At 33.9% G+C, this 13474-nt stretch carries 9 protein-coding genes; 4 read left to right on the forward strand and 5 right to left on the reverse strand.

Annotated features, from left to right (window positions below):
* Nucleotides 1–175 precede the first annotated feature (175 nt).
* Together RC62_RS18910 and RC62_RS18915 are read left to right on the forward strand one after the other, a co-directional pair.
* Nucleotides 176–478: an ArsR/SmtB family transcription factor gene (locus RC62_RS18910; protein ID WP_055097872.1), complete on the forward strand. Its 303-nt coding sequence runs from the start codon at nt 176–178 to the stop codon at nt 476–478.
* Nucleotides 479–484: 6 nt separating this feature from the next.
* The gene (locus RC62_RS18915) at nt 485–1591 is read left to right on the forward strand and encodes an NADH:flavin oxidoreductase (protein WP_055097873.1); all 1107 of its coding nucleotides are present in this window, start codon (nt 485–487) and stop codon (nt 1589–1591) included.
* A gap of 289 nt (nt 1592–1880) precedes the next feature.
* Here RC62_RS18915 and RC62_RS18920 read toward each other — a convergent pair whose 3' ends face one another.
* The 3 genes from RC62_RS18920 to RC62_RS18930 form a co-directional block, all read right to left on the reverse strand.
* Nucleotides 1881–3014: an acyltransferase family protein gene (locus tag RC62_RS18920; protein ID WP_055097874.1), complete on the reverse strand. Its 1134-nt coding sequence runs from the start codon at nt 3012–3014 to the stop codon at nt 1881–1883.
* Nucleotides 3015–3198: 184 nt separating this feature from the next.
* A complete protein-coding gene (locus RC62_RS18925) occupies nt 3199–5415 on the reverse strand; it encodes a glycoside hydrolase family 3 C-terminal domain-containing protein (RefSeq protein ID WP_055097875.1) in 2217 nt (738 codons plus the stop codon).
* A gap of 211 nt (nt 5416–5626) precedes the next feature.
* Nucleotides 5627–7270, reverse strand: coding sequence for a DUF6377 domain-containing protein (locus RC62_RS18930; RefSeq protein ID WP_082421330.1), 1644 nt, complete (start codon nt 7268–7270; stop codon nt 5627–5629).
* A gap of 229 nt (nt 7271–7499) precedes the next feature.
* Here RC62_RS18930 and RC62_RS18935 point away from each other — a divergent pair, with 229 nt between their 5' ends.
* A complete protein-coding gene (locus tag RC62_RS18935; RefSeq protein ID WP_055097877.1) occupies nt 7500–7844 on the forward strand; it encodes a 5-carboxymethyl-2-hydroxymuconate Delta-isomerase in 345 nt (114 codons plus the stop codon).
* A gap of 367 nt (nt 7845–8211) precedes the next feature.
* On the opposite strand, the gene RC62_RS18940 is transcribed toward RC62_RS18935, so the two are convergent.
* Together RC62_RS18940 and RC62_RS18945 are read right to left on the reverse strand one after the other, a co-directional pair.
* A complete protein-coding gene (locus RC62_RS18940) occupies nt 8212–10473 on the reverse strand; it encodes an acyl-CoA dehydrogenase (protein WP_055097878.1) in 2262 nt (753 codons plus the stop codon).
* Between the two features lie 455 nt (nt 10474–10928).
* Nucleotides 10929–11852: an EamA family transporter gene (locus RC62_RS18945; RefSeq protein ID WP_055097880.1), complete on the reverse strand. Its 924-nt coding sequence runs from the start codon at nt 11850–11852 to the stop codon at nt 10929–10931.
* A 101-nt stretch (nt 11853–11953) separates the two neighbouring features.
* Between RC62_RS18945 and RC62_RS18950 the strand changes: the two genes are divergently transcribed.
* The gene (locus RC62_RS18950) at nt 11954–13372 is read left to right on the forward strand and encodes a PLP-dependent aminotransferase family protein (protein WP_055097881.1); all 1419 of its coding nucleotides are present in this window, start codon (nt 11954–11956) and stop codon (nt 13370–13372) included.
* Nucleotides 13373–13474: the final 102 nt, after the last annotated feature.

The following is a 13474-nucleotide window of genomic DNA, read 5'->3' on the forward strand; positions in this document are numbered from 1 at the left end:
TTTATTTTTTAACTTTAAAAACTTTGCTACTCTGCATTATTGCGAGATTAATTTTCAAAAGCAAATATAAATTTTCTTTATTAAATGTTCCCTTCTTTTACTCCCACTATCTTAATTTTTTGCTAAATAATTTTCTTTAGATTGGTATATCGGGAAAAGTCGATATATTTGCGCCATGGAACCAATAGAAATCTTTAAGGCACTCTCTAACAAATCCAGATTGCAAATGCTGGAATGGTTAAAAGAACCTGAAATTAATTTTCCGGATCAACTCCAGCATGCAGGATTTGAACACGGAGTTTGCGTTGGACAAATTCAAGCCAAAGCCGGCTTAACGCAATCAACTGTTTCTGAATACTTGTCTATTCTGCAACGTGCGGGTTTTATCGAATCTAAACGTGTAGGACAATGGACTTACTATAAACGCAACGAAGGTGCCTTTGAAGCACTCAGTAACTTAATTCAATCTAATTTGTAAATTACTATGAGTACAAACAACCTGTTTTCGCCATTTAACTTAAAAACGTTAAATCTTAAAAACCGAATCGTAATGGCGCCTATGACGCGTTCATTCTCTCCAAACGGAGTTCCAACTGATGAAGTAGCTTCTTACTATGAAAAAAGAGCTGAAGGCGAAGTTGGATTAATATTATCTGAAGGAACTGTAATCGACAGGGCTTCATCATCTAACGATGCTAATGTGCCACATTTTTACGGTGAAACAGCATTAAACGGATGGAAAAAAGTGATTGATGAAGTTCATGCTGCCGGAGGTTCTATGGGACCACAGATCTGGCATATGGGAATCATGGACAATCATCATTCAGGATGGGTTCCGCCGGTTCCTTTTGAAGGGCCATCAGGATTAAACCGTCCGGATTTTAGAAACGGAGTTACAATGTCTGAAAAAGATATTGAAGATACAATTCTGGCTTTTGGTAAAGCTGCAGGCGATGCTAAAAAACTAGGTTTTGATACCATCGAAATTCACGGAGCTCACGGATATTTAATTGATCAGTTTTTTAGAGCCGAAACAAATTTACGTGAGGATATTTATGGTGGAAAAACTTTACCGGAACGTAACCGTTTTGCTATTGAAGTTGTAAAAGAAATCAGAAAACAAGTAGGAAATGATTTTGCTGTAATCATGCGTTTTTCTCAATTCAAACCTTCTGATTATAATTATAAACTGGCAAAAAATCCACAGGAATTAGAAGCTTGGCTTACTCCTCTTGTTGATGCCGGAGTTGATATTTTACATTGTTCTCAACGTAGATTCTGGGAACCTGAATTCGAAGAATCTGATTTGAACTTTGCAGGATGGGCTAAAAAAGTTACAGGAGCACCAACTATTACGGTAGGTTCTGTTGGACTTTCTGGTGATTTCTTTGGTGCATTTGCAGGAGAAAGTTCTCAACCAACTTCTTTAGAGGAATTAAACAGACGTTTCGACAGAGGTGATTTTGATTTAGTTGCCGTAGGAAGACCTCTTTTATCTGATCCTAATTGGGTTTCAAAAATTAAAGCCGGTAAAACTGATGAACTAAAAGGATTTAGTAAAGAAGCTTTAGGAGCATTAGTTTTAGAATAAGTATTTTTTAAAAAGGTATAAAGATGCAAAGGTTCAGAGGAACAAAGTTTTCCTGATCGAACTAAATATAAAAGGGATAAAACCTAAAAAAGGTTCAAAGTAACAAAGATTCAAAGGGACTGAGGTTTTTCTCTAATGAACTATAATATAAAAGGGATGAAACACATAATGTTTCATCCCTTTTTTTGAATAGCTAATAACTAACAAATTAGAAATTCAATGTTTAATTCAGTTTGAAAGTAAGGGTTTTAGCTCTGACCCTCTGCAACTTTGAAACTTTGCCCCTCCTTTAAGAAACTTTTCTTTTTTGAAATTTATTCTGAAGCCAATTGCGTACAGGTTCATCGTAGAATTTCAAACATAAAAAAGCAATTAAAATACTGGCAATCAAAACTCCGATTCCTGTAACATAGCCATCTTTTAGCGATACTTTATTATCAATAACCCAAGCCGTATACCAATAAATTAGCGGATAATGTGTAATGTAAATTGGGTATGAAATATCTCCAAGTGCTTTACATATTTTAATCGAAAGTGCATTTTTTATCTCTCCTCCTGCACCAATGGCAACAATTATTGGAAACAAAATAATAATGCTAAACGATTCATACAAACCATTCATCCAGAGGCTGCTTTCACCTCCAATTCTTGGTATAGAAAAAATAACAATGATCAAAATACTGCAAACCCAGAAAGCACCTTTTATATGAATTAATTTCCCTAATCTGGAAAGTAAAACTCCTGCAAAAAATGGATATAACAAACGTGTAAATCCAACATTCATTTGTTCAGGATTTAAAGACCAGCCGCCAATAACATCTCCTTTTGGTCCATAAACCGTATAATTGATAAGCATTGCCGCAAAAATAAAAACAAAAATTGCAAGAACTTTATTCGAAAATTTACGAAAGAATAAAGCGTACAAAATATTAGCTATATATTCAAAAAATAATGACCACGCAGGTCCGTTAAGCGGATGCATTTCGCCCCAACCCCTGATTTCTAATGATGGCGGAATTGGTAATAAAGTAAAACCAATAACCATTGTTAAAATAACTTTCCAAACTTCCATTCCTGCAATTTGCGGGAATATCCCCGAAGCCTGAAAATAGTAAAAAATAGCGCCAACAATCATTCCCATAATAACCATGGGCTGCAAACGAATTAAACGTCGTTTATAAAACTCCCATTGCGACATTTTCCCCCAACGATCATCATAAGCATAAGCCACAACAAATCCTGATAAAAGAAAAAAGAAGTCTACGGCTAGGTAACCATGATTGATAATCTGTGCAAATCGGCTTCCGCCGTTATGGGCTTCAAAAATGTGAAAAATAACTACTAAAATTGCGGCTACTCCTCGCAGGCCATCCAGAATTTCATAATGTTTTTTTGGTTTAATATCAATAGAAGTTGAGTTCATAAAAATATTTTTTGGTGGTTAAAGGTTAGTTTTATTCTATTTTTGGTTTAATGTAAATATATTGAATTTATCTTCTAACGTACAGAAGCATAGTTGAATTACAGACTCTAAGAAGTCTTTAAAAAGCAAAGCTGCAACTTTTACAATTGCAGCTTTACAACCAACCAATTTAGAAATAATGAAACTATTGAAGTGAGAAATTCACTTTAGATTTTATATCTGTAGATGATGCTCCAACGATTGCTTCAAAAGCGCCCGGTTCAGCAACCCAGTCGTGTTTTTTATCATCAAAAAAGCTTAAAGCCGTTTTATCTACTGTAACAGTTACTGTTTTTTCTTCTCCTGCTTTAAGCAAAACTTTCTCAAATCCTTTTAATTCTTTTACAGGGCGTGGCAATGAAGATTTTAAATCACTGATATAAAGCTGTACAATTTCAGCACCTTCTCTTGATCCTGTATTTTTTACTTTAACAGAAAAAGTAATTTTATCTCCGGCCGACATTTGTTTTTTATCAGCTGTTACTTTTCCGTACTCAAAAGTGGTGTAGCTTAATCCATGACCGAAAGAAAACAATGGTTTTACTTTTTGTTTGTCAGCCCAACGGTATCCTACAAAAATACTTTCGTTATATTTTACCTCATCTCCACCAGGAAATTCTCCTAAAGCATGTGCTCCGTTATCATCTAATTTTACAGGGAAAGTAAATGTTAATTTTCCTGAAGGATTTACATCTCCAACTAAAACATTAGCCAAAGCATTTCCTGCTTCTGTACCTAAAAACCAACCTTGTAAGATTCCCGGAACTTCTTTTACCCACGGCATTGCCACAGCATTTCCTGAGATATTTACAAAAACTACATTTTTATTTACTTTAACTAAATCTGCAATTAATTTATCCTGACCGTATGGAAGTCCTAATTGTTTACGATCATGTCCTTCATCATCCTGATTTTCACTTTTATTTAAACCTCCAATAAAAATAACAATATCAGCATCCTTGGCTATTTTCAAAGCTTCGGCAGTCAATTCAGCAGGAGAACGTTTTTCTTCTAAACTTACTTTTGCTATAACTCCGTTATAATTACTTGTTGGATCTCCAACATAACCACGAGCATAAACAATTTCTGCCTGATTACCAATTCTCTTCTTTAAACCTTCAAGAGGTGTAATTTCATATCTTGCTTTAAGAGAAGAACTTCCTCCGCCAACAGTCATCATTTTTATAGCATTCTCTCCAATAACAGCAATTTTCTTTGTTTTAGAAAGATTAATTGGCAATATATTGTTGTTGTTTTGAAGCAATACAATTCCTTCTTCAGCAATTTTTAAACCTGCTTTAGCATGTTCTTCAGTACCAAAAGATCCAAAAGGTCTGTTTCTGTCCATTGTAGTCAAAAATGCCAAACGTAAAACACGACGCACTTTTTCGTCTAGTTCTTTTGTTCCAACTTCTCCTTTTCTAATCATTTCTGAATATGGTTTTGCTAGGAAATAATTATCATAAGCATTACTGGTTCCCCATGAAAGGCCATTTGTCCAGGAACCAAATTCCATATCAAGACCATTATGAATCGCTTGTTTTGTATCGTTAACTCCTCCCCAGTCTGAGACTACAACACCTTTGAAACCCCATTCTCCGCGAAGAATATCATTAAGTAAAAATTCGTTATGACAACATTGCTGACCTTTATATTTATTATAAGATCCCATAATTGCCCATACATCACCTTCCTGAACAGCTGCTTTAAAAGCTGGAAGATAAATTTCGTATAAAGCACGATCATCAACAATTACGTTTACAGAATTACGATTTGTTTCCTGATTATTTAAAGCATAATGTTTCACACAGGCAGCAACTCCGTTAGACTGAACTCCCTTTATATAAGGAACAACCATTTTTGCGGCTAAGAAAGGATCTTCGCCCATATATTCGAAATTACGACCGTTTAATGGGCTTCTGTAGATATTAACTCCAGGTCCTAATAGTACATTTTTATTACGGTAACGTGCTTCTTCTCCAATTGATTTTCCGTATAATGAAGATAATTCTTTGTTCCAGGTTGCAGAAAGTGCTGTAAGAGCCGGAAATGCAATACAAGAATCATTTGTCCATCCAGCTTGATCCCATTCGTCCCATTTAACTTCAGTACGAATTCCGTGTGGTCCGTCAGTCATCCAGTTTTCCGGTATTCCAAGACGTTTTACACCCGGTGAACTAAATTTAGATTGCGCATGGATTATCGCAATTTTTTCTTCTGTTGTCATTCTTTTAAGTGCATCTTCGACACGCTCATCCATTGGTTTTTTATCGTCCAGATAAACCGGAACTTTACTCTGGGCATTTACGCCAATCGAGCTCAACAAAAGTAAAACAAGAATTGTTTTAACGTTTTTAAACATAACTATTAATTTATTAAAGCATTTAATTTAAAATCTAAAAGGCACTATAAAGTCATAAATACCTTTTAATAATATTGTAAAGCTAAAACGTTATAGTTCGTGTTGAATTTTTAAAGCAAAAAAAGTAGTGAAATAAAAAATTAAAATACTTATTATCAATAAATTAATAAAAAATATACAGCAAAAAAAGTAGTGATTTTAAAATAAAAAATTAGACTTTCACAGAGATTAAACCTATTTTCATGACCATTTCTTCGAAATCATTTCGCGAAACTGCGGCTTTGTTTCGAGCTCTGGTTCTGTAATTATAAATCGTACTTAAAGAGTAACGCAGGAACGCTGCAATTTTTACACTGTCCGTAATTCCTAAGCGAATCAAAGCAAAAATTCTCAATTCAGTATTCAGTAATTCTCCCTGCTTTAGAACGATTTGTTCTTCCTTGATTAAAAGTGCATTGAAGTCTTTGACGAAAGTAGGATATAAATTGAGAAAGATGATGTCGAAATTCTTGTATAATTCTTCCAGTTCATTATCAACCAGAGTAGTTGATTTTAGCATTTTATAAATCTCATCAAACTGTTTTGCAGTAGCCTTTTTATTTAAAATAATGCGGTAATTTTCTAACTTATTGATATATGTCGAGCAAAGACTGAAAAAATGAGCAATATATTCTTCCTTGATATGGTTGGATTCTGATAATTGCGCATTACGTTCCTGCAGCTGATTATTTGTCTCGGTTATATCTTTGTTTAAGTTGGCTAATTTTTGACTGGTTTCATAAAGTTCTCCACGTATTCTCGATACTTTTTTCATTTGCTTGTATACATAAATAATGGCTACAATTAAAAATGCCGAAAGCAGACTAATACACAAAAGATACAGTTGTAATTCTGTTTTTCGCTGTGCTTCTCTCTCCAGATAAACCGTATTGATGATCGAATAAACCTCTGACATTAACAAAGTACGAAACTGAACATTGCAATAAAGTGCGTCTTCAATTGCTGACTGGGTAAGCTTATACGCCATATCGACATCGCCAACCTGATAAAAAACCAATGCCAATTCCTGAAGTGAAGCATTGTCTTTATTCGCATTTTTTATATCTGAAGTAGCAGAAAGTGCATAGTATTTTTTTCTTAGTTCTAATTGATGGCTTGCTTCATAAATACTTCCTAAAAGATAGGTAATCATAGCATATTGCGGATTATCTTCTTTAATACTGCCAAATAATTGCAACAATTGTTTCTCTGCAAGTTGTAGCTTTTTTTGAGACATGGCTTGCTGAATCTTAGTAATCTGATAGTTTACTGTATTAGGATCTAAAACAGTGAGCAAAGAATCACGATAACTTCGTATTTGCTGGAGGTATTTTATATCATAACTGTTGGCGGCATAATGTTCGAAAAATTCCCTATAGGCTACATAATAATTTTGAAGCAATGATTTTGAAAGGCTGTTTTTATCAATACTTTTTAAAAGCGCTTCAGATTCACGGTATTTCCCTGAAGAAGAATAAAGGGTAACCAATTGAAGATTTGCCAGGTTTAGCAATTCTTTATTTTGAAGTTGATCAGCAATTTTCAGATTCTTTTTCACATAAAAGATAGCTGAATCTGAATTGAATTTTTGGTATTCAGTATATAGTGTTTTGTTGTAATTGTATTCTTGTTCTTTTGTCAGATCATCTGATTTTATTTTTTTGAAATTCAGAATACGTTCTTCTTTTAGACGAACATAATGCTCTTTGTTTTTAAGAGCGTCGTTTAATTTTGCCAAAATAGTATCTGTACTGTCTGACGAATAAACAGGAATACTTAAAAGAACGAACAGCAAAAACAACAGATAATTTTTCAAGACAATTAAAATATAATGAGACCCACAAATATAAGAAAGTGTAAATACAAAAATGAATTAATTAGTAAGTCGTCAATTTTGAATTTTGTAACAGAAAAAGGAAGTAAAAGTTACAGTATTGTTCCCGATTAAAAAATAAAACCTATGTTTCTATGTTAAGCATATTTATACCCATTTGATTTTTGTAAATTTGATTGTACTTCATTTATTAATTTCAACTATTTACAAAATGCCTCACTTTATTATTGATTGTTCTGAAAATGTAATTCGATTAAAATCTGCAGATGATATTATGCAGGAAGTTTTTAATGCGGCATCGTCAACAGCTCTTTTCGCTGAATCTGAAATTAAGGTTCGTATTAATCCGTTTACCTATTATAATAATGGAAATTCTTTAGACGATTTTATTCACGTTTTTGGATACATTATGGAAGGTCGGAATACAGATCAAAAAGCCAATTTATCGAAAGCCATTGTAACAAAGTTAAACGAAATTCTTCCTGAAGTTCCTGTTATTTCTATCAATATAAAAGATTTTGAAAAGGCAAGTTATTTTAATAAAACAATGATTTAAAACACTTTATGATATAAAATAAATAATAACAAAAGATTGTTTGTTATTTGATTTTTTTTTCGAAATAGATTAAGAAAGATTTTTTACTAACTATTAGAGATCTCAATATTGTCATTACGAGGAACGAGGAATCTCCGTTATTGAATCGTCAAAGATTTGTGATTTGTTTGCGGAGTTTCTTGCGGAGATCCCTCGTTCCTCGGGATGACAAAAATACTCAAACTAACTTTAGATACAAAGCTTTGTCAATTTTAGAACTTTGACAAAGCTCCACTCTAAAGATTATATCTATTCTCTTGATTCTATTTCCTTTACTCTTCTATCTTTCCTCTTTCCTCTATTTTCTTTAGTCTTTTATCTTTCCTCTTTATCGAACAGCAATTGGTGCCGCCAAACAACTTTCCGGAATATCAAAAGCATTTACTAAAGAAACCGCATCGGGACGTATATCCCAACAAAGCTGATTGACCATTTTACGGATTGCTTTGGTTTTTACAGCTTCCATATAACCATCTTCCAGATACCACGCTTTGTTTTTCTCGATTTGCGAAAGCGCATATAAATGATTTAGTTTTGTCAATATTTCTTTTGACTTAACATCTTCAACTTCTTTTATAGCTAATTGAAATTGTTCTAAAACCACTCTTTCTAAATAAGCCTGAGCGACATCGATCATTTGGTGCTGTACAACATTAAAAGCATCGTATGGTTCTAGACCTCCATCAACCAATTTTTTGATACGTCGTGCGGCAGAAGCTAAGATTGTTTTTTCTCTATGAATAAAAGCCTGCAAATGAAACTCCTGATCTAATAAATGTTCCTCATCAGTTTTGCGTGTTGCAATCGGATTTTTTTCTGTAATTGCCGTTTTTGCATTTTCGTATACATAATTAATGATTCCTAGAGATCCCATTTCACCAAATGATTTTCTGAATTCTGACAAACGGTTTTTAGCTACTAATTGCATCAAAACTGTATTATCACCTTCAAAAGTGGTATATATTTCAGTATCATTTTTTAAAGCATCGATTCGGTTTTCAGATAAATATCCTTTTCCCCCGCAAGCTTCACGGCATTCCTGCAGAATATCTCTGGTACTCCAGGTCGAATAGGATTTCATTCCTGCCGCCAAAGCTTCGATTTCCTGCATTTCTGATTCTGTTTTATTCAGGAAACGATTTGTTAAGTATTGTAAAGCAAAGTGTACTGCATATGTTTTGGCCAAAGGCGGAATCAATCTGCGTTGGTGCATTCTATAGTTTAAAATCGGAACTTCAGAACCTCCTTCAGGACCAAATTGTCTGCGTTGATCGCTATATCGAATGGCAACTGTTAACCCGGATTTAGCTGCAGCCAATGCAGAGCGCGGAATCCCGATTCGGCCTCCAACCAAGGTTCCCAACATCGTAAAAAATCGTCTGTTATCACTTGGAATCGGGCTTTCGAATTCGCCTTTGTCGTTAACCGAAGCAAAACGATCCAACATATTTTCTTTCGGGATCACCACATTATCAAAACTAATTGTTCCGTTATCGACTCCGTTTAAGCCCATTTTATGTCCGCAATCGCCAATCGTGATTCCGTTTAAGGTATTCCCGTTTGTATCCCGTAACGGAACAACAAATGCATTTACACCATAATCATGATCCTCTATAATCAGTTTTGCAAAAACAGTTGCCATTTGTCCGTGAACTGCTGCATTACCAATATATTCTTTTTGTGCATTTTTATTAGGTGTATGAATCGTAAATGTTTGATCATTATGATTATAGGTTGCTGTAGTTTCTAATCCTTTTACGTTTGACCCGTGATGGGTTTCTGTCATGGCAAAACAACCCGGAATTTTTAATGTTCCAATATCTTTTAGGTATTTGGCGTAATGTTTCTCTGTTCCTAATGATTGAACGCTCATTCCCCAAAGTCCAAACTGAACGCCAAATTTTATTACCAAACTTAAATCGTGATAACTTAAGGTTTCCATAATGGCAAAATAATCGGCTATGTTTTCTCCTCCGCCATATTGTTTGGGATATGCCATGTTTCCCAGATTTTCTTCGGCCAGGATTTTACACCAATTATAAACAGTTTGACGATACACATTGATATCTGTAGAAGTTTCATAAGCAAATTCAGGTCTCGAAATAACTGATTTTACCTTATTAATAATAGCTGCTTCTTTACCATTTAAAATAGCGGTTATTTTTTGAATATCGAAATCAGCATTAGTTTGTGAGTTTGCGGTAAAAGAATTGGCTTTTGTTTTAAAATTCTGAAGTGCTTCTTCCCCTAAAATACCAAGATCATTTTCTAATTTTATAAAACTGGATTCTAAGGTCGAAATATCCACATCTTTTTCAGAAAGTGCCACTGCAATATCAAAAATAGATTTTATATCTGTTTTGTTCTGAATGCTTTTTTCAATATCCAGTTTCCACTGTGTGAGTTCATTTCGCGAAGGCGGATTCGAAATATCTAATCTTGACACCAATTGTTGTTTCTCTTCGGGCGAAAGCCAAGTCAGATCATTAATAAATTTCTGAATTGTTGTAAACTCTTTCTGAGTCAGTAAATCATCAGACCACACTAAATAAAATAACGGAATAAAGGCTTGAAGTTTGGTATTTTTCATATAAATATAGTTGTTCGGTTTGTATTTTTTTGCCAGAGATTAAATGTTTTTTAGCCACTAATTCCAATAATTTTCACTAATTTTTTTCTTAAGACGCAGAAACTAAATTCATACAATCTTTGACATTTCTTTTCATACTTTTTATTGCATAAAAAAGCAGGAATGAAAATAGTGATTCCTGCTTAAATATCCTGTTAAGATTGTGGTAATTTAATTAAAATTGTTAGGGATAGAAAAAAGGTTTGCCACGAATTACACAAATTTCCACTAATTTTTTTCTTCAATTCAGTTATCAATTAAGAATAATTTTAATTCGTAAAAATTAGTGTAATTCGTTGCAAAAAAACTTTAATTATAATATAAAAAAAACAGGAATGAGTATTTTCATTCCTGTTTTAAATATCCTGGTAAGATTCGGGTAATTAATATTTCAAACCAATAAAAAAATAAAAACCTCACGTTATTTTAGAATCTTTGGATATTATGGTAAACTTTTGCTTCATAGCAAAAATATGATGTGAATTAAAAACAATAACAGCCAGAAAAACAATTCCGTATGCGATGATTTGTATGAGTCCAAATTGTTCTTTATACAGGAACATTGCCAGAAGAAAAGCAATCATTGGGTTAATGTTTAGAAGCATTCCAACTGTCGATGAATTAATTCCTGAAAGGGCATATAAATTAAGAAATAAAGGAAAAATGGTGAATAAAATTGCTATGGTTTCGATACAGAAATAAAACTTAAATTCTGTTGGAATCGTGCCGCTGTAAGCCGGATAAAAAGGCAATAAAAACAAAGCTGCCAACGAAATATGAAATGTTAGAATTATAAATTTATCAAACCCTTTATTAACACGTTGACTTACTAAATAAGAAGCGTATGTAAAACCAATTATAATACTAAAAAACATATCCATAATATTGGCATAAGATAAAAGTAAACAGCCTGAAATGCTTAATCCGACTGCCATCCATTGTGTTTTGCTAAGTTTTTCATGTAGAATAAAATAAGCCAGTAAAGTGGTAAGAATTGGACAAACCAAATATGCCAGAGAAGTCGCTTTTACGCTTACATGGTTCATTACATAAATAAATGTAAACCAGTTTGCCATAAGAAAAACACTTCCGCCAATATTCAGCAAAACTGTTTTACGTTTCTCAAAAGCCGACATTGAGTTGAAAGTTTCTACTGCTTCTTTCATTCTTTTTCTTTTGAAAGTAAAAGAAATAAGCAACATTAAAATACTACAGCTAAAAACGCGATAGAATAAAATATCCAAAGAAGGATAGTCGTGTATTGGTCTTAAAACCAAACTGAAAAATCCCCAGATTACAAAACAAGTAATGGCAGCGAAGTAGTATTTTGTTGTTTTCACGAAATATGGTTTTGTTTAGTTTTCTTATTAAGCAAATTTCTAAAAAATAAAACAGCAATACAGATACAGTTTTTGTAAATTGCACCATAACAGTTTTTTTTATGAAAAATTCAAATTACTTATATCTTCAGTTTGCTGACAGGATCGAAAAGCAAATAAAATCAGGTGTTTTAAGTGTGGGCGACAAGTTACCATCTATACGTGAAGTTTGTGCTGAAACAGGTTATAGTATGAGCACGGTGAGTAAAGCGTATTATGAAATAGAAAGCAGGTCACTTATCGAATCGAGACCGCAATCCGGTTATTATGTGAGTAATATTTCGGCCAGAACAATTCCTGAGCCATCACCAAGCAGTCCAATTTTAAAATGTGCTAATATTGATCGGGAGGATTTAATCGATCAGGTTTATGGTAATATGACAGACCCGAATATTACGATGCTTTCGTTGGGATTTCCTTCAAATGAGCTTCTTCCTATTGCAAAATTAAATAAAGGAATGGTCCAGGCGATGCGTCAGCTGCCCAATAGCGGTACAAGTTATGAGCAGGTAAAAGGAAATCCTAATCTAAGACGGGAAATTGCCAGATGGTCTTTTACCTGGGGCGGATCTCTGACAGAAGAAGATATTATTACAATGCCTGGCTGTACAAGCGCAATATCACATTGTTTGATGACGCTTACACAACCAGGCGATACTATTATAACCGAAAGTCCTGCTTATTTCGGGATTTTACAATTGGCCAAATCATTGGGTTTGTATATCATGGAATTGCCTACCAATATGACAACCGGAATAGAACTTGATGCACTGAAAAAGGCTCTTTCGTCTAAAAAAGTGAAACTTTGCCTGCTGATGAGTAATTTTAGTAATCCGTCAGGAAGTATGATGCCGGCAGAACATAAAATAGAAGTGGTTAAGTTGATGGAGTTCTATAATATTCCGTTGATTGAAGATGATATTCACGGGGATTTGTACTTTGGCTCAAGCCGACCTACAAATTGTAAGACGTATGACGAAAGCGGGATTGTTCTTTGCTGCAGTTCGGTTTCTAAAACATTAGCGCCGGGCTATCGTGTAGGCTGGGTTTCGCCGGGGAAATTCAAAAAACAAATACTACGAAATAAAATTTACCATTCGCTCTCCTCACCTACTATAACTCATGAAGTTGTGGGTGATTTTCTAAAAAACGGACGATATGAGAATCATCTTAGAAAAATACGTCAGATTTTGATTCATAACTGCAATAATTATATTAATACTGTTTTGGAATCTTTTCCAAAAGGAACCAAAGTGAGTCAGCCTCAAGGTGGTTTTTTTCTTTGGATAGAACTGGATAAAAGCGTAGACACTGCAGCATTTTATCATTTGGCCATGCAGCATAATATTAGTATTGCGCCGGGCCGAATTTTCTCTTTTCAGGATCAGTTTTCGAATTGTATGCGACTGAGCTTTGGTTTGCCCTGGACAAATGAGTTGAGAAATTCGATACAAATATTAGGAAGATTGCTTCATCGATAATTTTTTATTTATTGAATAGAATAATTTCTAACACATAATATTAACTAAGATTAGCAATACAAAAAAAGCCGGACAACGGCATGAAAAGCGTTGTCCAGCTAA

It is taken from the genome of Flavobacterium aquidurense, from assembly GCF_001404985.1.
GTDB lineage: Bacteria > Bacteroidota > Bacteroidia > Flavobacteriales > Flavobacteriaceae > Flavobacterium > Flavobacterium aquidurense_B.

Bases quoted from the DNA above. Each gene is read 5' to 3' on its own strand.
- RC62_RS18925 (WP_055097875.1), bottom strand. From the start codon at position 5,415: ATGTTTAAAAACGTTAAAACAATTCTTGTTTTACTTTTGTTGAGCTCG.
- RC62_RS18950 (WP_055097881.1), top strand. From the start codon at position 11,954: ATGAAAAATTCAAATTACTTATATCTTCAGTTTGCTGACAGGATCGAA.
- RC62_RS18915 (WP_055097873.1), top strand. From the start codon at position 485: ATGAGTACAAACAACCTGTTTTCGCCATTTAACTTAAAAACGTTAAAT.
- RC62_RS18940 (WP_055097878.1), bottom strand. From the start codon at position 10,473: ATGAAAAATACCAAACTTCAAGCCTTTATTCCGTTATTTTATTTAGTG.
- RC62_RS18920 (WP_055097874.1), bottom strand. From the start codon at position 3,014: ATGAACTCAACTTCTATTGATATTAAACCAAAAAAACATTATGAAATT.
- RC62_RS18935 (WP_055097877.1), top strand. From the start codon at position 7,500: ATGCCTCACTTTATTATTGATTGTTCTGAAAATGTAATTCGATTAAAA.
- RC62_RS18910 (WP_055097872.1), top strand. From the start codon at position 176: ATGGAACCAATAGAAATCTTTAAGGCACTCTCTAACAAATCCAGATTG.